The organism is Comamonas granuli NBRC 101663 (assembly GCF_000739995.1).
In the GTDB taxonomy this organism is placed as follows: Bacteria; Pseudomonadota; Gammaproteobacteria; order Burkholderiales; family Burkholderiaceae_C; genus Simplicispira; species Simplicispira granuli.
Genome location: NZ_BBJX01000001.1, coordinates 283103 through 300253, shown reverse-complemented (window position 1 = coordinate 300253; position 17151 = coordinate 283103). Strand labels below are relative to the sequence as shown.

Below are 17151 nucleotides of genomic sequence, written 5' to 3'. Positions count from 1 at the left end.
CGCAAGGGCCGCCCCGCCGCGCTGGGAGCGTCCCCCTGCCCGCATGGCGCAGCCATGCGAGAGCGGGGGGAAGGCCCGCAGGGCCACAGGGGGGGTGCTCCCCAGCCTAATGCGATGTGCCCTCAGAGCGCGTGATCTTGTTCCACACGTTGTACTTGCCCACGGGCTTCTTCATGGGCAGGCGCTTGACTTCCTTGAGCGTTTGCGCGTCGTACACGATGAGGGCGCCGTCCATCTCCCACACGCTGGCCAGGGCGTAGCGCCCGTCCTTGGTGAACTCGATGTGCGCCAGCGTCTTGCCCGGCTCGCGTAGGCTGGCCACGGGCTCCAGCGTGGCCTTGTCGATCAGCGTGAGCGTGTCCTTGGCCTTCGGGCTCATCATCGAATCGGTCCAGGCGTAGCGCGAGTTTTCGTGGCTGCGCATGAAGAAGCCCGGCCCGGGCGTGGGAATGGTCTTGACCGTGCGCCAGGTCTTCATGTCGATCACGTCGATGGCGCCGTCCTTCAGGTTCGGGCTGGCGAGCACCGTGGTGCCGTTCCAGGCGAAGGTGATGCCCGAGCCCAGGTGCGGCATGCCGGCAATGGGCAGGTCGGCGATCTTGCGGCGCACGTCCAGGTTCACCACCTGGGCGGTGGCGCCCTCGCTGCTGCCCGCCTTGGGGCGCGTGGCGCCGAGCACATGGCGGTAGCTCTGGTCGAAGAAGAAGTCGTCCAGCGGCTCCTCCAGCGGCGTGCGGCGCACGTTCTGGAAGCCCGGCTTGGGCAGGGCTTCGCCCATCTTGTAGTCGTGCACCAGGCCGTCGTAGATGGGCGGGGCCTTGGGGTCGTAAGAGATTTCCCAGACCTCGGGGAGGTCCTTGAGTGCGACGACGAAGCTCTTGCGCGGCGCGGCGTCGTACACCGCCGAGGCGCGCGAGGCGCGCTTGCCGTCCAGCGTGGTGGCCTCGAAGCGCTTGACCAGCTGCAGGTCGGCGTCGAACAGCATGACGGTGCGTGGCAGGTAGTTGGCGGCCATGACCCAGCGGCCATCGCCGCTCACGGCCACGTTGCGCATGTTCAGGCCCGCGCGCACCTCGGCCACCACGGCCAGGTTCCACAGGTCGTACTTGGTGATCCAGCCGTCGCGCGAGCCGAAGAACACGTAGCGCCCGTCGGGGGTGAACTTGGGGCCGCCATGCAGTGCGTAGCGGCTGGCAAAGCGCGTGATGACCTCGAAGCGGTCGCCATCGAGCACAGACACATGGTGGTCGCCGCCCTCGACGACCACGAACAGGTTCATGGGATCGGCCTTCCACTGCGGCCGGTCCGCCAGCGGCTTGTCCTGTGCCGGCACGGTGCGCGAGGCGCGCACGTCCGCGTCGCTCCAGGTGGGCGTGGGCAGCACGGGCTGGTAGATCCACGCGGCCAGCGCGGCGATTTCGGCCTGCGACAGCGTCGCGGCAAACCCGGGCATTTGCGTGGCCGGGCGGCCTTCACCAATGACCTGGAGCGCCTCCGGGCGGCGCAGGCGCTCCAGGCTCTCGGGCAGCAGCGCCGGACCCATGGCGCCGGTGCGCTGCACGCCATGGCAGGCGGCGCAATGCTGCTGGTACAGGGCCTGGGCGTCCACGGATGCGGCAGGGGTGGCGCCGGGCTGGGCGTGGGCGAGTTCCAGGCCCATCCAGAGCAGGCCCAGGCCCAGGGCCAGGGGGGCTGAACGGGCCAGCCAGTGCTGCAGGCGCTCACGCATTGTGGGTCTCCGGGTGGATCTCGATGGTGCGGCGGCGGTTGCTGAACGGTGTCACGGCCACGCGCTGCGCATCGCTGCCCGAGACCAGGCCGATCTCGTCGTCGCGCAGGTAGCAGCCGGGGTCCTCGGCCCAGGCGTCGCCCGTGAGCTGCTGGGCGCGCACGCGTGTGTTGCCGCCGCAGATCTCGAAATAGTGGCACGACGCGCAGCGTCCTCCCACCGGGCGCGGCTTGGCCTTGAGGCCGGCCATCAGCGGCTCGGAGGTGTCGGACCAGATGCTTGAAAACGGGCGCTGGCGCACGTTGCCCAGGTCGTGGTGCCACCACATGGTGTCGGGGTGCACGCTGCCCAGGTTGTCGATGTTGGCCACGTTCACGCCGCTCGAATTGCCGCCCCAGGCGATGAGGCGCTCGCGCAGCGGCGCCTCCCACTGCGGCATGCGCTCGCGCACCCATTGCAGCAGGTAGGGGCCGTCGGCGTCGTTGTTACCGGTCACGTAGTCTTCCTCGCGGCCTTCCAGGGCGGACTGCCAGGCGCGCTCGTACAGCAGGTCGAGCGCGTCGCGCGTGGCCTGGAACTGCGCGTCCTTGCCGCGGTGGATGTTGCCGCGCCCGGCGTAGTTGAGGTGCGAGAAGTAGAACTTGTCCACGGCTTCCTGGCGCATCAGGTCGAGCAGCGGCGGGAAGTCGTGCGCGTTCATGGCCGTCATGGTGAAGCGCAGGCCCACCTTCACGCCGCGCTGGTGCAGGTAGCGCACGGCGGCCAGGCTGCGGTCGAACGCGCCGTCGAGGCGGCGGAAGAAGTCGTGCGTCTCGCGCAGGCCGTCCAGGCTGATGCCCACGTAGTCGAAGCCCATGGCGGCGATGCGGTCGGCCATGGGCTCGTCGATCAGCGTGCCGTTGGTGGAGAGGCCCGTGTAGAACTTCATGTCCCGGGCGCGCTCGGCGATCTCGAAGATGTCGGGCCGCATCAGCGGCTCGCCGCCCGAGAGGATGAGCACCGGCACCCTGTAGGCCTTGAGGTCGTCCATGACGGTGAACACTTCCTGCGTGGACAGCTCGCCCTCGTAGTCGTGGTCGGCCGACAGCGCGTAGCAGTGCTTGCAGGTCAGGTTGCAGCGGCGGATCAGGTTCCAGATCACCACGGGCCCCGGCGGCTGGCCGCTGCCACGGCGGGCGGGAACGGGGTAGGTGCCCGTGGCCTGGGCTTGCGCGAGCTCGCGCATGTATTGGCTGATGCGGAACATGATGGGCTTTCTTAGCTTTCCCGAAGACGCAGACCGGTCTTCTTGAGGATGGCGGTGGAATACAGAATGTCGTGGCCCCGGCAGGCGGCACCGAGCAGCTCGCGCAGCTGCACGGCCTGTTGTTCGACCTCGGCGCGCGTGCGGCCATGCAGCATGGCGAACAGGTTGTACGGCCAGCTCGGCAGGCGGCGCGGGCGGCGGTAGCAGTGGCTCACGCCGGGCAGCTGGCCGATGCGTTCGCCCAGCTGGTCCACCAGCGCGTCGTCCACGTCCCAGACGCTCATGCCGTTGGCCGTGAAGCCCAGGCGGTAGTGGTTGGGCACGGCGCCGATGCGGCGCACCAGGCCGCTTTCCAGCATCTGCGCCAGGCGCTCGCGCACCTGCTGGCCCGACACGCCCAGGCGTTCGCCCACAGCGTCATAGGGGCGCGGCACCAGCGGCAGGCCGCCCTGCGTGGCGGCGATCAGGGCGCGGTCGAAATCGTCAAGCGCCATGGGCTTCTCCGTTGGTCAGGGGGAGCTTGAGTTCGACGAAGAACTCGCGCTCCTTCGGGAAGGCCAGCACGGGCAAGCCCGTCTCGGCCTCGATGCGTTCGATGGCGGCCGCGCACTGCGCCGGCGTCTCGGTGCCGAGCACGAACCACATGTTGAGCGCGTGCGCGCGCCGGTAGTTGTGCGCGATCTCGGGGTGCGCGTTGACCTGGGCCGTGACGGCATCAAAGCGCTCCTCGGGCACGGCCATGGCGGCCAGCACGAACAGGCCGCCCGCGCGCTCGATCTGGAACAGCGGGCCGAAGCGCGTGAGCATGCCGCTTTCCAGCAGGGCCGAGAGCCGACCGATCACGTCGTCCTCGGTCCAGCCGAACTCGGCCGCCACATCGGCGAAGGGCCGCTCGGTCAGCGGCAGGTCGCCGTGCAGGCGCTCCAGCAGGCGGGCATCATCCGGCGACAGCATCAAGCACCTCCGGGGTCGTGGTGGTGCCGGGCACAGCGGCGGGCAGGGCGCGGAAGCGCCGCGGGCCGGTCTGCTTGAAGCGGCGGCAGGAGAACAGCACCTCGTGCGGAAAGTCGCCGAGGTCGGCTTCGGCGATGGCGCGTGCGATCACGTCGCGCACGGCGGCGCGGTCGCGGCCATGCACCATGCAGTACAGGTTGTAGGGCCAGCCCTCGGCGCGCTCGCGCCGGTAGGCCAGCGTCACCCCGGTCACCCGCGCCAGCGCCTCGCCGCAGGCATCCACCTGGGCATCGGGGATGTTGAACACCGTCATGGCGTTGGCGTCGAAGCCCAGTTCATGGTGGCGCACGATGGCGCCGATGCGCCGCACCGTGCCCTGGTCCAGCCACTGCTGCAGCGTGTGCAGCACGGATTCGGGCGTGCGGCCCAGCGCCTGGGCCCAGGCGTCGTAGGGGCGCGGCACCAGCGGCAGGCCGTCTTCGAGCAGGGCGGCGAGCGGTCGGTCGGCGCCCTGCACCGGCGTGGCCTCGCGCGCCGCCGCCATGGGCGCGGGGGCGGTGCTGCCGCGCAGGTCGAAGCCCAGGTCGATGCGGTAGGCGCGCTGCATGCGCAGTTGCAGCGCGCTCAATCCCGTGGCTTCTTCGAGCGAGCGCATGGCGGCGCGCACGGCGGCATCGTCCTGCCCGGTCATCACGAACCAGAGGTTGTAGTGGTGCTCGCGCTGGTAGTTGTGGTTCACGCCGGGGTGGCTGGAGACCACCGCGGCCACCGCGTCCAGCCGTTCGGGCGGCACGGCCATGGCGGCCAGCAGGGCGGCGCCACCGGCATTGCCCGCGAACACGCCGCCGATGCGGCTCAGGGCGCCCTCCTGCCGCAGCCGGGCATAGCCGGCCAGCACTTCCTCGGTGCTCAGGCCCTGGGCATCTGCGATCTGTGCAAAGGGTTCACGCACCAGTGGGAAGTCGCGCTGCCAGGGGTTGAGCAGTGTCAGGCGCAGGTCGGGTTGGGGGTTCATCTAGAACCCCACCCGCGCGGCGCGGGACGTGAAGAAGATGCCGCTGGGCGAATCCACCGTCATGGTGGCCTGGGTGGCGAAGGTTTGCGTGTCGATCACGCTGACGCGGTGGTCGTCGCGCGAGCTGATCCAGACCGATTCGCCGCGCGGCGTGAATTCCATGTGCAGCACGGCCTTGCCGGGCTCCAGCGTGCGCACGATCTGCTGCGTGGTGGTGTCGATGACCTGCACGCGGTGGTAGTCGGGCACGGAAAAGTTGACCCACACCTGGCGGCCGTCGGGCCGGGCCATCACGAACACGGGCTGGCCCGCCACGGGGATGCGGCCCACCTCCTGCCAGGTGTCGGTGTCCACCACCAGCACCTCGTGGCGGCCGATGGCGGGCAGGTAGGCGCGGCGCCCGGCCACGGCCCAGCCGCGCAGGTGCGGCATCTTGTACACCGGCAGCGGCTCCTGGCCCCGGCCGTAGCCGGCCAGGATGCGGCGCACGCGGGGCTGCTCTTCCCACAGGTCCACCATGGCCAGGCCATCCTCGCCGAACAGGCCGGCGATGTAGTGGCGGCCGTTGGGCGTGACCAGCGCGTCGTAGGGCTGGCGGCCGATGTTCGGCAGCTTGGTGGTGACGGGGCGTGCCGGATCGGACAGGTCGGTGATCCAGATGGCGTTGGCGTCAAACAGGCTGTAGGCGAAGCGCTGCCCCGGCAGATCGACCAGGCCGACCACGCGCGAGAGTTTGCCGGGTGCGTATTCGGCGGGCACGTCGGCGACCAGTTCCAGGGTCTCGGCGTTGAAGGCCTTGATGCCGCCGGGCGTGTAGTTCTGCGCCACCACCAGGCGGCCATCGGCGCTGATGGCGCCGCCGATGGAGTTGCCCGCCTGCATCACGCGGCCGGCGATGCGCTGCGTCAGCAGGTCCACCTTGGTGAGCGCGCCGTCGCGCCCGAAGACAAAAGCGTGGCGTGCATCGCGCGAGAACACCACCGAGGCGTGCGAGAGGTCGCCCAGCCCCTTGACCTCGGCCAGCAGCTTGCGTGAGCTGGTGTTGACGATGGCCAGCGTGCCCGTGGAGCGCGCCACGACGACGCCCAGGTCGCCGGTGCCGACCAGGGAGGGTGGGGTGCCGGTGCTGGCGCAGCCCGCCAGCAGCAGGGAGGAGGCGCCCAGCAGGGCGAGGCAATCACGGCGTTTCATCGGGCATCCTTGTGCGGCTCGGGGAATCCGGCCATCAGTTGCTGGGCGATCCACAGGGCGTCGGCCTCGCTGAGCATGGCCTTCCAGGGCGCCATGGGGGTGCCGGGGCGGCCGCCGTAGATGGTGGCGGCCAGGGAGTCGAGGGGCTTGTCGGCCAGTGCTTCGCGGGTGAGCGCGGGGCCCAGGCCGCCGGTGAGTTGCAGGCCGTGGCAGGAGCCGCAGTCCTGGCGCACCATGCGGATCAGCTCGCGCTGGCGCTCCGCGCCCGGGGGCTGTTGGGCGTTGGCCGCCGTGCAGGCCAGTGCCGCGAGCAGCGGGAGCAGGCCTGTGGCCCGGCGCAAGGAGGGGGGGGAAGGGGACAGCATGGGCAATGGCAGAGTGCGGCGCTCTGGTGACTGCGGGGAGCGCCAAGTAAAAGCCGGTACGCTCGGATAATCCCCCGAATGTACCTGCAAGACCTTGACCATCGTCAAGGTCTTAGGGGTAAACCCTTCTGACAATCCGTGCCCGGCGCAGCACTTTTTCTTTTGCGCATTCTTGGTTCACCTTCGGAGCTCCGATGGATTTTTCGCACCCTACCGGCCATGGCAAGGATAGCGCCCGTGGCGACACGCCGGCGCCCGTGACCGCCGCTGCGCCCTCCGCCCCCTGGGGCCGTGTCACCCTGGTGGGGGCCGGCCCGGGCGATGCCGACCTGTTGACGGTCAAGGCGGCGCGGGTGCTGTCCCAGGCCAGCCTGGTGCTGTACGACAACCTGGTTTCGCCACAAGTGCTGGCCCTGGTGCCCGCCAGCGCCGAGCGTATCTACGTGGGCAAGCAGAGCAGCAACCACAGCCTGCCGCAGGAGGGCATCATCGAGCTGATGATCCGCCTGGCGCAGAGCGGCCGCTCCCTGGTGCGTCTCAAGGGCGGAGACCCCTACATCTTCGGCCGGGGCGGCGAGGAGGCCGAGGCGCTGGCCGCCGTGGGCATTGCCTGCGAGACCGTGCCGGGCATCAGCGCTGCCCAGGGCGCGGCCGCATCCAGCGGCATTCCGCTCACGCACCGCGACCACGCCGGCATGCTGGTGCTCGCCACCGGCCACCTGCAGGGCGAGGAGGGCGAGCGCACCGTCGCCCTCGACTGGGAGGCCCTGGCGCGTCCGCGCCAGACCGTGGTGATCTACATGGGCGTGGGCACGCTGCCCACGATTTGCGCCCAGCTCATCGCGCATGGCCTGCCTGCACGCACGCCGGCGGCGCTCATCGAGCGGGCCACGCTGCCGGGCCAGCGCACCGTGGTCGGCACCCTGCAAACCCTGCCGGACCTGAGCGTGCAGCATGGCGTGCGCCCGCCGGCGCTCATCATGATCGGCGAGACCGTGGCGCTGCAAGAGCGCATCGGCGGCCCGGCCTTGCGCTGACGGCGGCCCGGCCTGGGGCTTTCAGGGCGCGGTCTCGCCCCAGCCGTGCGCAGCCACGTAGCGCAGCAAGAAGGCCATGAACTGCTCCGCCGCGGGCGACAGCGAGGCCTGCGCGCGCCGGTAGACCTGGAACTTGCGCCGCAGCTCGGGCTCGTGCAGCGGACGGATCTGCAACTGGTGCAGGCGCACCAGCGAGACGGCGTAGGGCAGGCAGGCCGTCACGCCCAGGCCCGCACTCACCATGCTCAGCGCCGTGGTCATGAAGGACACCTCGTTGCTCGGGTGCAGCGTCAGGTGCTGCGGCGCCACATGCAGGTCCAGCGCCAGGCGCTCGGTGAACTGGCCCTGCAGGGCGATGAAGGGGTAGGCCATGGCGTCCTCCCAGCGGATGCGCGGCAGCTTCTCCAGCGCATGTCCGCGCGGAAAGACCACCATGAACGGCATGTCGAACAGCGGCTCGGCCGCAATGCCCGCCATGGCGGCGCGCTCGGGCCCGATGCCCAGGTCCACCTCGCCCGCGGCCACGCGTGCCAGCACCTGCTCGACGGCACAGTCCGTCAGGCGCACCTGCACCGCCGGGTACTGGGCGCGGTAGGCCGCGATCACGTCGGGCAGCAGGGTGCAGGCCATGAGCTGCGGTGCGGCCAGGCGCAGCACCCCGGTGCGCAGGGCCTTGAGGTCGTCCACGCTGGCCAGCGCGCCATCCAGGTCCTGCAGGATTTTTTGCACCAGCGGCACGAATTCCCGGCCCACCACCGTGAGCTCGGCGCTGCGCGTGCTGCGATCGACCAGGCGCACGCCCAGGTTCTGCTCCAGCTCCTTGATGAGCCCGCTCAGGGCGGACTGCGTGACGTGCAGTGCGCCCGCAGCCTGGGTGAAGCTCCCGGTGCGCGCCAGCGCCACCAGGGCGCGCAACTGGCGCAGGCTGATATTCATCATAAAAATTGATGAGTGAATCAAAAAAAACCGTTTGAATGATAAATGAAAGCGGTCTGTAATGCGCCCATCGCCCACCGGTTTTGCCAGGCGCCCGCGCCGTGCCCACGGGATGCCGCCATGGACCACCAGGCACCTTGAACCCAGGAGACTCCAGCATGCAGATCCAGAAAATCCACCACGTGGCCTACCGCTGCAAGGACGCCAAGCAGACCGTGGAGTGGTACGGCAAGTACCTGAACATGGGCTTCGTGCTGGCCATTGCCGAGGACCAGGTGCCCTCCACGGGCGAGGCCGATCCCTACATGCACATCTTCCTGGACGCGGGCAACGGCAATGTGCTGGCCTTCTTCGAGCTGCCCAACAGCCCCGAGATGGACCGCGACCGCAACACCCCCACCTGGACGCAGCACCTGGCGCTGCAGGTCGGCAGCATGGAAGAGATGATGGCCGCCAAGGCGCGCATGGAGGCCGACGGCATCGAGGTCATCGGGCCGACCGAGCACACCATCTTCAAGTCCATCTATTTCCGCGACCCCAGCGGCCACCGCCTGGAGCTGGCCGTCAACACCGGCACGCCCGAGATGATGAAGCGGCTCGACGAGGTGAAGTGGGACATGATCAACGAGTGGGCGCGCACCAAGAAGGCGCCCAAGCACGCCGCCTGGATGCACGACGGCAGTTGGGCGCACAAGGCCTGAGCCGCCCGTTCCGAACCTGCACTGGAGCCTGTGATGTGGCAACGATGGTCGCGCCTTGGCGTGCGCGTGCTGGAGGTGTGCATTGCCCTGAGCCTGGCGCTCATGGCCGTGCTCGTGTTTGGCAATGTGGTGCTGCGCTACGCCTTTGATTCGGGCATCGCCCAGTCCGAGGAGCTGGCACGGCTGTTGTTCGTCTGGCTGATCTTCCTGGGCGCCATCCTGGCCTCGGCGCAGCACGCGCACATCGGCTTCGATGCGCTGGCCGCGCGCCTGCCCGTGGGGGCGCGCAAGCTGCTCGTGCTGCTCACCGGCGCCCTGATGCTGGCGGCCTGCGCCATGTTCATCGTGGGTGGCTGGCAGCAGGTGCGCATCAACTGGGACAACAGCTACCCGGTGCTGGGCATCTCCTACGCCTGGCTGTATGCCGTGGCCATCGTCTTTGGCCTGGGCATGGTGGTGACCATCACGCACAACATCTGGAGCACCTTCGCCGGCGGGCCGCCGGACGCGGGGCTGACCCAGGACCTGAGCGACCGCATCGCCGAGAAGCTGCCGCAGGTGGCCGCCGGCGCCGGGGAGCAGCGCCCATGAGCGCGCTGCTCTTTCTCGGCACGCTGCTCGTGCTCATCGCCGTGGGCATGCCCATTGCGTTCGCCCTGCTGTTCGCGGGCGTGGCGCTGATGCTGCAGCTCGACCAGTTCGACGCCCAGATCGTAGTGCAGAACGCCATCGGCGGGGCGGACAACTTCGTCCTCATGGCCGTGCCCTTCTTCATCCTGGCGGGCGAGTTCATGAACGCGGGCGGCCTGTCGCGCCGCATCGTGGAACTGGCGGGCGCCTTCGTCGGGCACCTGCGCGGGGGCCTGGGCTATGTGGCCATCTTTGCCGCCGTGCTGCTGGCCAGCCTGTCGGGCTCGGCCGTGGCCGACACGGCGGCGCTGGCGGCCATCCTCGTGCCCATGATGCGCCAGGCGGGCTACGACCCGGCGCGCTCCTGCGGGCTCATGGCCGCGGGCGGCATCATCGCGCCGGTGATTCCGCCCTCCATCGGCTTTCTGCTGTTCGGCGTGGTGGCCAACCTCTCGATCACGCGCCTGTTCCTGGCCGGCATCGTGCCCGGCGTGATGATGGGCGGCTCGCTGGTGCTGGCCTGGTGGTGGGTGTCGCGCAAGAGCAGCATGCAACTGGCGCCGCGCCAGAGCATGGCCGAGCGGCTGCGCCTCATGGGCAAGGGCTTCTGGGCGCTGATGCTGCCGGTGATCATCATCGGTGGCCTCAAGTTCGGCATCTTCACGCCCACCGAGGCCGCCGTGGTGGCGGCTGCCTATGCGCTGTTCGTCGGCGCGGTGGTGTACCGCGAGCTCAAGCCCGCCACCATCTACCACTGCCTGCTGGTCACCGCGCGCACCACGGCGGTGGTGCTGCTGCTCGCCGCCCTGGCCATGGTGGCTTCCTACATGATCACCATTGCCGACATCCCGGGCCAGGTCGGCGGCTGGCTGCAGTTGCTGGGCGACAGCCCGCTGGTGCTCATGGCAGCCATGATGGTCGTGATCTTCCTGGCCGGCATGGTGCTGGACTTCATCCCCATCGTGCTCATCTTCACGCCGGTGTTCCTGCCCATCGTGCAGCAGGCGGGCATCGACCCGGTGTACTTCGGAGTCATCTTCATCATCAACTGCTCGCTGGGCATGATCACGCCGCCCGTGGGCGTGGTGCTCAACGTCGTCAGCTCGGTGGGCAAGGTCAGCATGGCGCAGGCCGTGCGCGGCGTGCTGCCCTTTTTGCTGGCCGAAGGCGCCGTGCTGCTGCTGCTGGTGCTGTTCCCGCAACTCGTCACCGTGCCTGCCGCCTGGTGGCGCTGATGCGCGCCCCGCTTTCCCCCCTTTTTTCTCAACCCAAGGAGACGCTCATGAAAACCATGCACACCCTGATGGCCGCGGCCATCGCCGCCGTCCTCTCGGCCGCCGCACTGCCCCAGGCCGCCCTGGCGCAGGTGAGCGCCAAGTTCGCCGTCACGCTGCCGGAGAAGTCGCACCAGGGCCAGGGGGTGGCCAAGTTCATTGAACTGGTGGACGCCAAGAGCAAGGGCCAGATCAAGATCAAGGCCTTCTACAACGGCGCGCTGGGCAACGACGTGCAGGTGACCTCGGCGCTGCAGGGCGGCACCGTGGAGTTCACCGTGCCCCAGACGACCACGCTCACGGGCATGGTCAAGGAGTTCGAGATCCTCGACTTCCCCTTCCTGTTCGCCAATGAGCAGCAGGCCGAGAAGGTGCTCGACGGCCCGGTGGGCGACAAGCTGCTGGCCCTGCTGCCCGCCAAGGGCCTGGTGGGCCTGGCCTACTGGGAAAACGGCTTCTTCAACGCCACCAACAGCAAGCACCCCATCGCCAAGGCCGAGGACTTCCAGGGGCTGAAGTTCCGCGCCATCCAGGCCAAGATCTCGCAGGAGACGCTCAAGGCCCTGGGCGCCAACCCCGTGCCGCTGGCCGTGCCCGAGCTCTACACGGCGCTGGAGACGCGCACCGTCGATGGCCAGGGCACGCCCACGGCCGTGATCGCCGCGCTCAAGCTCAACGAGGTGCAGAAATACCTCTCGCTCACGCGCCACAGCTATGGCGCCTTCATCCCGCTCGTGTCCAAGAAGTTCTGGGACAAGCTCTCGGAGGCGGACCGCAAGATCCTCCAGGAGGCCGCGCTCGAGGCGCGCAGCTTCCAGCGCGGCGTGGCGCGCGAGCAGGCGCAAAGCGCCCAGGCCGCCATGGCCGCCAAGGGCCTGCAGGTGAACGAGGTCTCGGCCGCCGAATACGCCCGCATGCGCGAGAAGGTGCAGCCCGTGTGGAAGATGTTCACCCCCAGCGTGAGCGAGGCCCTGCTCAAGGAGGTCACGGACCAGATCGCCGCCAAGTGAGCGTCTCCCGGACCCGGCCATTGCATCCCTTCGCGGCGGCGTGCTGCAGCCCGCGCCGCGCTCTTCTGATTGCACCACCATGAAATTCGCCACCCTCAAGCAAGGCGGCCGCGACGGCACGCTGGTCGTCGTCAGCCGCGACCTCACCCGCTGCCAGGCCGTGCCCGCCATCGCCCGCACATTGCAGGCCGCGCTGGACGACTGGGAGCGCTGCGCGCCCCTGCTGCAGTCGGTGTACGACGCGCTCAACGCCGGCCCAGTGCCCGCGGCCCAGCCCTTCGAGCCCGCGCAGTGCCACAGCCCCCTGCCGCGCGCCTACCAGTGGGCCGACGGCTCGGCCTACCTCAACCACGTGGAGCTGGTGCGCAAGGCGCGCGGCAGCGAGGTGCCGGCTTCGTTCTGGACGGACCCCCTGATGTACCAGGGCGGCTCGGACAGCTTCGTCGCGCCGCACGACCCCATCGACGCCCTCACCGAGGACTGGGGCATCGACTTCGAGGCCGAGGTGGCCGTGGTCACCGGCGACCTGCCGCTGGGCGCAGGCGTGGCGCAGTGCGCGCAGGCCATCCGCCTGGTCATGCTGGTGAACGACGTGAGCCTGCGCAACCTCATCCCGGCCGAGCTGGCCAAGGGCTTCGGCTTCTTCCAGTCCAAGCCCGCGAGCAGCTTCGCGCCCGTGGCCGTCACGCCCGACGAACTGGGCGCGGCCTGGCAGGGCCACAAACTGCACCGGCCCCTGCAGGTGCAGCTCAACGGCCAGCCCTTCGGCTGCCCCGATGCAGGCGAGGACATGGCCTTCGATTTTGCGCAGCTCGTGGCGCATGTGACCAAGACGCGCGCCATGGCCGCGGGCTCCATCGTCGGCTCGGGCACGGTGTCGAACAAGCAGGGCAGCCTGCACGGCTCGAGCATCGCCCACGGCGGCGTGGGCTACTGCTGCCTGGCCGAGGTGCGCATGTACGAGACCATCGAGAACGGCGCCCCCCAGACGCCCTTTCTGCGCTTTGGCGACCGCGTGCGCATCGAGATGTTCGACGCCGCCGGGCAGAGCATCTTCGGCGCCATCGACCAGACCGTGCGCCGCGTACACGCACCCCAGTGACCATGCTGCGCCTGTACACCTACTTCCGCAGCTCGGCTGCCTACCGCGTGCGCATTGCGCTGGCGCTCAAGGGCCTGGCCTACGAGAGCGTGCCCGTGCACCTGCTGCGCGGCGGCGGCGAGCAGCACCAGCAGGGCTACCACGCCGTGAACCCGGCCGCGCTGGTGCCGGCGCTGCAGGATGGGCCGCACACGCTCACGCAGTCGCTGGCCATCATGGAATACCTGGACGAGGCCTACCCCGCGACGGCGGCGCTGCTGCCGCCCGATGCCCTGGGCCGCGCGCGTGTGCGCGCCCTGGCGCTGGCCGTGGCCTGCGACATCCATCCGCTCAACAACCTGCGCGTGCTGCGCTACCTGAACCACCCGCTGGAGCAGCCCGAGGAGGTGCGCAATACCTGGGCGCGGCACTGGATGGGCCTGGGCCTGGCGGCCATGGAGCAGGAGCTGGCGCGCAGCCCGCACACCGGCCTGTGCTGCCATGGCGATGCCCCCACGCTGGCCGACTGCTGCCTCATTCCCCAGGCCTTCAACGCCCGGCGTTTCAGCCTGGACCTGGCCGCCTGGCCCACGGTGCAGCGCATCGTCGCCCACTGCGAGGCCCTGGAGCCCTTTGCCGCGGCGCATCCGGCGCGCCAGCCCGATGCGGAGTGATCAGCCGCGCCGCGCCAGCGCCTGCACCATGCCGTGCACGATGAAGGCCTGCGCCGCGAAGTAGGTGGCCAGCACCCCCACCTGCGCCAGCGGCAGGGGCTGCACGAAGCGGTTGGTGGCGAGCAGGGAGTCGCTCAGCATGAACAGGCAGGCGCCCAGCGCCACCTGGCGTGCCGCGCGGTCGCCCAGCGCCCCGGCGCGGCCCAGGGCCTGCGCCGCCATGAGCGCAATCACCGTCACGTACACCGCCACGGGAATGCGCAGCTCCGCAGGCAGCCCGCCCTGCCACAGGAAGGCGTACATCGCGCCGCCCACCCCCAGCGTCGCCGCCAGCGCCAGCGGCCGCGCAAACCAGCGCACGCCCTGGCCGAACAGCAGCACGTAGGCCACGTGCGCGAGCAGAAAGCTCACCAGCCCGGGGATGAAGAAGCCCTCCACCATGAGGAAGGCGTCCCCCGCGAGCGAGCCCGCCAGCGCCGCGCCCAGCAGCCACCAGGATTTGGCATCAAAATGGGCTCCAGCGCTTGCTGGGCGTGCGCAGGCAGCTACGAAAACAAGAGCAATTGCCATCACCGCGGGCTTGAACAGCCAGTGCCAGTGCAGCAGGCCGGTTTCGCTGGTCACCGTGGCCAGCGCCGCGGCCTGCACCAGCAGCACCTGCAGCGCCGTGATGCGCGTGCGCCACCAGGCCCAGGGCGCCCAGGCGCAGACCAGCCAGGCGGCCCCCCACAAGGCAGCGTGGGAGCCGGCGCCGTGCCAGGCCAGGGCGGCCAGGCCCGCGGCAAGCAGCAGCGCCTGTGCGGCGAGAAAGGGGGAGGGCAGCGGGCGCAGGGCGGTGGGTGTCATGGGCGGTAGAACCAGAGAGGGGGGCAGGCCGCGCGGCGGCATCAGGCCAGGGCGCCGCGCGCGTCCACGCGCAGCACGCGCTCGACCACGCCGCGCGTCAGGCCGCCGCGCACGCCGATGAGCGTGTCGTGCAGGTTCACGGTCGGGTCGCAGTGGCCGGGCACGAGCCACAGCATGCTGCCGATGGCGGGCAGCGGGGTGGCGTCGGTCTCGGCGGTCAGCAGGCCGTGCTCGTCGCCTGCGCTGTGGTAGGCCAGGCCCTGGTCCTCGGGCAGGCCCGCCACCCAGGGCAGGCCTGCATCGACGGCGTGGCTGGCGTGCCCGGCGTCGCACACGGCGCGCTCGCCCTGGCGTGCGATCACCTGCGTCTTGACGTACAGCGCGTGCTCGAAGGCGGGTTGCGCGGGTTCGCGCTCGTTGCGTGCGTAGTCCGCGTCCATGAACAGGAAGGAGCCCGCCTGCAGCTCGCCGTACACGCCGCTGGCGGCCTCGTGCACCAGCGTGCCCGTGCCGCCGCCCGTGACCAGCGGCACGGCCAGCCCGGCGGCCTGGATGCACGCGCGCGTGGTCTGCACGGCCTGCACGGCGGCCGTGGCCACGGCGCGGCGCTGGGCCGCGCTGCGCATGTGCTGCGCCCGCCCCTGGAAGGCCTGCAGCCCGGCAAAACGCAACTGGGTGAGCCGCGCCACGGCCTGGGCGAGTGCCAGGGCCGGCTCGCCGGGCGCCACGCCGCAGCGCCAGTGGCCCACGTCGATCTCCACGAACACGTCGATGCGCGTCTGCGGCGCGGCCTGGGCCATGGCCTCGGCCAGGCGGGTGATGCCCTCGGTGCTGTCCACCGCCAGCGCCAGGCGCCCGCCCTGGGCCTGCAGGCGTGCGGCCAGGCGCGCCACGCGCAGCAGCTTGGGGTAGGCGATGACCTGGTTGGTGAGGGTGATGTCGCGCACGCCGCCCGCGGCCAGCGCCTCGGCCACCGCAATCTTGTGCACGCAGGCGCCCGCGGCACCCGCGCGCTGCATCTGCAGGGCGAGCTCGCTGCAGCGGTGCGCGTTGGCGTGTGGGCGCCATTGCACCTGGTGCTTGCGCGCGAACTCGGCCATGCGCGTGATGTTGCGCTCCATGGCGTCCAGGTCGATGACCAGCGCCGGGCTGTCGATCTGGTCCACGCGCAGGCCGGCGGGCACGGGCGTGGTGGCGGGGTCAGGTGGTGGTTTCATCGCGGGAGCCCGGTTCCAGGTGCTGCGTGTCGGCCCAGCCCACCAGGGTCAGCCCCTGGGGCGTCCAGAGCAGGCGGTTGATGGAGGCGTTCGTCACCTGCCAGGTGCGCGGCGCCTGCAGGTCCAGGCCCGTGGCCAGGCGGTACAGCATGTCGAGCACGCCGCCGTGCGCCACGAGCACGATGAGCTGGTCCAGGTGCTGCGCCGCCAGGCGCTGCGTGGTGGCGGCGATGCGGCTTTGCAGTTGCAGCAGCGTCTCGCCGCCCTCGGGCGCGAAGTGCGGGTCGCGCTGGCGCCAGCGCCGCGCCTGCTCGGGCAGTTCGGTCTCGATCTCGACGAAGGTGCGGCCCTCCAGCTGGCCGAAGCAGCGCTCGCGCAGGCCGGGCTCGGACACCAGCGGCGCGCCGCTGGCCTGGGCGATGGCCTGGGCCGTGGCGTGGGCGCGCTGCAGGTCGCTGGTGTAGACGGCGGCCAGCGGCTCCTGGGCCAGCGCGCGCGCCACCTGGGCCGCCTGCCAGCGCCCGGTGTCGTTGAGGGCGATGTCCAGGTGACCCTGGATGCGCGTGTCCACGTTCCAGGCGGTCTCGCCATGGCGCACGGCAATGATGCGGGTGGCCTCCATGGCGGGCTTTCAGCGTGCGGCGCCCGCGGGCGCGAGGGGGGTGCGCACCTGGCGCGGCCCCGGGGGCGGTTGGGGGAAGCCGCTGAGCGCGGCGTCGAACAGCGCGCCGAAGATGGCCGGATCGTCGGACCAGACGTCCTCGAACACCGCGCTGGTCTCGTACACCACCTGCTGCGTCGGGGCGTCGCGCAGCACCAGGCTGGCTTCGCGCCGCTGCAGCATGGGCGGCATGTCGCGCAGCAGCACGCCGGCGCGCAGGCCCGGGCGCCAGCCCCAGCCGCCGGCCCAGCCCCCCAGGGGTGGGTAGTACGGCCAGTCGGGCAGGGCCTGGCTGGAGTGCACGCCCACCTGCACCAGCAGGCGGGCGTGGGCGTCGTCGCGCTGCAGGCCTGCGCGCGCCAGCGCTGCATGGGCCAGGGCCTCGATGGGGGCAAAGGCCTGGCCAGGCGATTGCTGCGAAGGCAGGCGCTCGATCCGGTAGGTGGGCGCAGCGGGCAGGGCCGTGAGCGTGGACCAGCTCTGCACCTGGCTGTCGACCACGCGCACCGAGGAGCAGCCTGCGGCGAGGGCGGCGCCCAGGCACAGGGCCAGGGTGATCAACCGGCGGGAAAGCATGGTGTCCT

19 protein-coding genes are annotated in these 17151 nt (G+C 70.5%); 7 read left to right on the top strand and 12 right to left on the bottom strand.

Annotated elements, in window-relative coordinates; genetic code table 11:
• Positions 1-106 precede the first annotated feature (106 nt).
• From CGR01S_RS01395 to CGR01S_RS01365, 7 genes are all read right to left on the bottom strand, one after another.
• Positions 107-1660: a nitrite reductase gene (locus CGR01S_RS01395; protein WP_042421782.1), complete on the bottom strand. Its 1554-nt coding sequence runs from the start codon at positions 1658-1660 to the stop codon at positions 107-109.
• 61 nt (positions 1661-1721) lie between these two features.
• Entirely contained in the window at positions 1722-2975 is a 1254-nt protein-coding gene (gene nirJ, locus CGR01S_RS01390; RefSeq protein ID WP_042421609.1) for a heme d1 biosynthesis radical SAM protein NirJ, read from the bottom strand.
• Between the two features lie 11 nt (positions 2976-2986).
• Positions 2987-3469, bottom strand: coding sequence for a siroheme decarboxylase subunit beta (gene ahbB / locus CGR01S_RS01385; RefSeq protein ID WP_042421607.1), 483 nt, complete (start codon positions 3467-3469; stop codon positions 2987-2989).
• A complete protein-coding gene (locus tag CGR01S_RS01380; protein ID WP_042421605.1) occupies positions 3459-3929 on the bottom strand; it encodes an Lrp/AsnC family transcriptional regulator in 471 nt (156 codons plus the stop codon). Before CGR01S_RS01380 ends, ahbB (CGR01S_RS01385) begins: the two co-directional genes overlap by 11 nt.
• Entirely contained in the window at positions 3913-4944 is a 1032-nt protein-coding gene (gene ahbB / locus CGR01S_RS01375; RefSeq protein WP_042421603.1) for a siroheme decarboxylase subunit beta, read from the bottom strand. Before ahbB (CGR01S_RS01375) ends, CGR01S_RS01380 begins: the two co-directional genes overlap by 17 nt.
• The gene (locus CGR01S_RS01370; protein WP_042421601.1) at positions 4945-6135 is read right to left on the bottom strand and encodes a cytochrome D1 domain-containing protein; all 1191 of its coding nucleotides are present in this window, start codon (positions 6133-6135) and stop codon (positions 4945-4947) included.
• Complete coding sequence (locus CGR01S_RS01365) at positions 6132-6500, bottom strand: c-type cytochrome (protein WP_042421600.1); 369 nt, start codon at positions 6498-6500, stop codon at positions 6132-6134. Before CGR01S_RS01365 ends, CGR01S_RS01370 begins: the two co-directional genes overlap by 4 nt.
• Positions 6501-6694: 194 nt before the next feature.
• On the opposite strand from CGR01S_RS01365, the gene cobA reads away from it, so the two are divergent.
• Positions 6695-7537, top strand: coding sequence for a uroporphyrinogen-III C-methyltransferase (gene cobA / locus CGR01S_RS01360; protein WP_042421598.1), 843 nt, complete (start codon positions 6695-6697; stop codon positions 7535-7537).
• Positions 7538-7558: 21 nt separating this feature from the next.
• Here the strand turns inward: cobA and CGR01S_RS01355 are convergent, their stop codons facing one another.
• Positions 7559-8476 (bottom strand): LysR family transcriptional regulator, encoded by a 918-nt coding sequence (locus CGR01S_RS01355; protein WP_369345543.1) that lies wholly within the window; start codon positions 8474-8476, stop codon positions 7559-7561.
• Positions 8477-8631: 155 nt separating this feature from the next.
• Here CGR01S_RS01355 and CGR01S_RS01350 point away from each other — a divergent pair, with 155 nt between their 5' ends.
• The 6 genes from CGR01S_RS01350 to maiA all read left to right on the top strand — a co-directional run bounded on the left by CGR01S_RS01350 (position 8632) and on the right by maiA (position 13843).
• Positions 8632-9174, top strand: a complete 543-nt coding sequence (locus CGR01S_RS01350; RefSeq protein ID WP_042421596.1) for a VOC family protein — start codon at positions 8632-8634, stop codon at positions 9172-9174.
• 33 nt (positions 9175-9207) lie between these two features.
• Positions 9208-9765, top strand: a complete 558-nt coding sequence (locus tag CGR01S_RS01345; RefSeq protein ID WP_042421594.1) for a TRAP transporter small permease — start codon at positions 9208-9210, stop codon at positions 9763-9765.
• Positions 9762-11039, top strand: coding sequence for a TRAP transporter large permease (locus tag CGR01S_RS01340; protein WP_042421592.1), 1278 nt, complete (start codon positions 9762-9764; stop codon positions 11037-11039). The genes CGR01S_RS01345 and CGR01S_RS01340 overlap by 4 nt, the downstream gene beginning before the upstream one ends.
• Before the next feature lie 47 nt (positions 11040-11086).
• Entirely contained in the window at positions 11087-12088 is a 1002-nt protein-coding gene (locus CGR01S_RS01335; protein WP_042421590.1) for a TRAP transporter substrate-binding protein, read from the top strand.
• 79 nt (positions 12089-12167) lie between these two features.
• Positions 12168-13190, top strand: a complete 1023-nt coding sequence (locus CGR01S_RS01330; RefSeq protein ID WP_042421588.1) for a fumarylacetoacetate hydrolase family protein — start codon at positions 12168-12170, stop codon at positions 13188-13190.
• A 5-nt stretch (positions 13191-13195) separates the two neighbouring features.
• Positions 13196-13843 carry a maleylacetoacetate isomerase gene (gene maiA / locus CGR01S_RS01325; RefSeq protein ID WP_042421777.1) on the top strand — a complete coding sequence of 216 codons (648 nt, stop codon included), beginning with the start codon at positions 13196-13198 and terminating at the stop codon, positions 13841-13843.
• Here maiA and CGR01S_RS16920 read toward each other — a convergent pair whose 3' ends face one another.
• Genes CGR01S_RS16920 through CGR01S_RS01305 form a run of 4 tightly spaced genes read right to left on the bottom strand, consistent with a single transcriptional unit; the run spans position 13844 to position 17143 of the window.
• Positions 13844-14689: a lysoplasmalogenase gene (locus tag CGR01S_RS16920; protein WP_052382469.1), complete on the bottom strand. Its 846-nt coding sequence runs from the start codon at positions 14687-14689 to the stop codon at positions 13844-13846. It abuts the gene before it with no gap.
• A gap of 41 nt (positions 14690-14730) precedes the next feature.
• Positions 14731-15906 carry a DSD1 family PLP-dependent enzyme gene (locus CGR01S_RS01315; RefSeq protein WP_042421586.1) on the bottom strand — a complete coding sequence of 392 codons (1176 nt, stop codon included), beginning with the start codon at positions 15904-15906 and terminating at the stop codon, positions 14731-14733.
• Positions 15890-16528, bottom strand: a complete 639-nt coding sequence (locus tag CGR01S_RS01310; protein WP_042421584.1) for a histidine phosphatase family protein — start codon at positions 16526-16528, stop codon at positions 15890-15892. The genes CGR01S_RS01315 and CGR01S_RS01310 overlap by 17 nt, the downstream gene beginning before the upstream one ends.
• Before the next feature lie 9 nt (positions 16529-16537).
• Entirely contained in the window at positions 16538-17143 is a 606-nt protein-coding gene (locus CGR01S_RS01305) for a DUF4136 domain-containing protein (RefSeq protein WP_042421582.1), read from the bottom strand.
• Between the last annotated feature and the right edge of the window lie 8 nt (positions 17144-17151).

What these genes read in the sequence shown, in the direction of transcription:
- CGR01S_RS01395 (WP_042421782.1), bottom strand. Translation starts at nt 1,660, where the DNA reads ATGGGCCTGGAACTCGCCCACGCCCAGCCCGGCGCCACCCCTGCCGCA.
- nirJ (WP_042421609.1), bottom strand. Translation starts at nt 2,975, where the DNA reads ATGTTCCGCATCAGCCAATACATGCGCGAGCTCGCGCAAGCCCAGGCC.
- ahbB (WP_042421607.1), bottom strand. Translation starts at nt 3,469, where the DNA reads ATGGCGCTTGACGATTTCGACCGCGCCCTGATCGCCGCCACGCAGGGC.
- CGR01S_RS01380 (WP_042421605.1), bottom strand. Translation starts at nt 3,929, where the DNA reads ATGCTGTCGCCGGATGATGCCCGCCTGCTGGAGCGCCTGCACGGCGAC.
- ahbB (WP_042421603.1), bottom strand. Translation starts at nt 4,944, where the DNA reads ATGAACCCCCAACCCGACCTGCGCCTGACACTGCTCAACCCCTGGCAG.
- CGR01S_RS01370 (WP_042421601.1), bottom strand. Translation starts at nt 6,135, where the DNA reads ATGAAACGCCGTGATTGCCTCGCCCTGCTGGGCGCCTCCTCCCTGCTG.
- CGR01S_RS01365 (WP_042421600.1), bottom strand. Translation starts at nt 6,500, where the DNA reads ATGCTGTCCCCTTCCCCCCCCTCCTTGCGCCGGGCCACAGGCCTGCTC.
- cobA (WP_042421598.1), top strand. Translation starts at nt 6,695, where the DNA reads ATGGATTTTTCGCACCCTACCGGCCATGGCAAGGATAGCGCCCGTGGC.
- CGR01S_RS01355 (WP_369345543.1), bottom strand. Translation starts at nt 8,476, where the DNA reads ATGATGAATATCAGCCTGCGCCAGTTGCGCGCCCTGGTGGCGCTGGCG.
- CGR01S_RS01350 (WP_042421596.1), top strand. Translation starts at nt 8,632, where the DNA reads ATGCAGATCCAGAAAATCCACCACGTGGCCTACCGCTGCAAGGACGCC.
- CGR01S_RS01345 (WP_042421594.1), top strand. Translation starts at nt 9,208, where the DNA reads ATGTGGCAACGATGGTCGCGCCTTGGCGTGCGCGTGCTGGAGGTGTGC.
- CGR01S_RS01340 (WP_042421592.1), top strand. Translation starts at nt 9,762, where the DNA reads ATGAGCGCGCTGCTCTTTCTCGGCACGCTGCTCGTGCTCATCGCCGTG.
- CGR01S_RS01335 (WP_042421590.1), top strand. Translation starts at nt 11,087, where the DNA reads ATGAAAACCATGCACACCCTGATGGCCGCGGCCATCGCCGCCGTCCTC.
- CGR01S_RS01330 (WP_042421588.1), top strand. Translation starts at nt 12,168, where the DNA reads ATGAAATTCGCCACCCTCAAGCAAGGCGGCCGCGACGGCACGCTGGTC.
- CGR01S_RS16920 (WP_052382469.1), bottom strand. Translation starts at nt 14,689, where the DNA reads ATGACACCCACCGCCCTGCGCCCGCTGCCCTCCCCCTTTCTCGCCGCA.
- CGR01S_RS01315 (WP_042421586.1), bottom strand. Translation starts at nt 15,906, where the DNA reads ATGAAACCACCACCTGACCCCGCCACCACGCCCGTGCCCGCCGGCCTG.
- CGR01S_RS01310 (WP_042421584.1), bottom strand. Translation starts at nt 16,528, where the DNA reads ATGGAGGCCACCCGCATCATTGCCGTGCGCCATGGCGAGACCGCCTGG.
- CGR01S_RS01305 (WP_042421582.1), bottom strand. Translation starts at nt 17,143, where the DNA reads ATGCTTTCCCGCCGGTTGATCACCCTGGCCCTGTGCCTGGGCGCCGCC.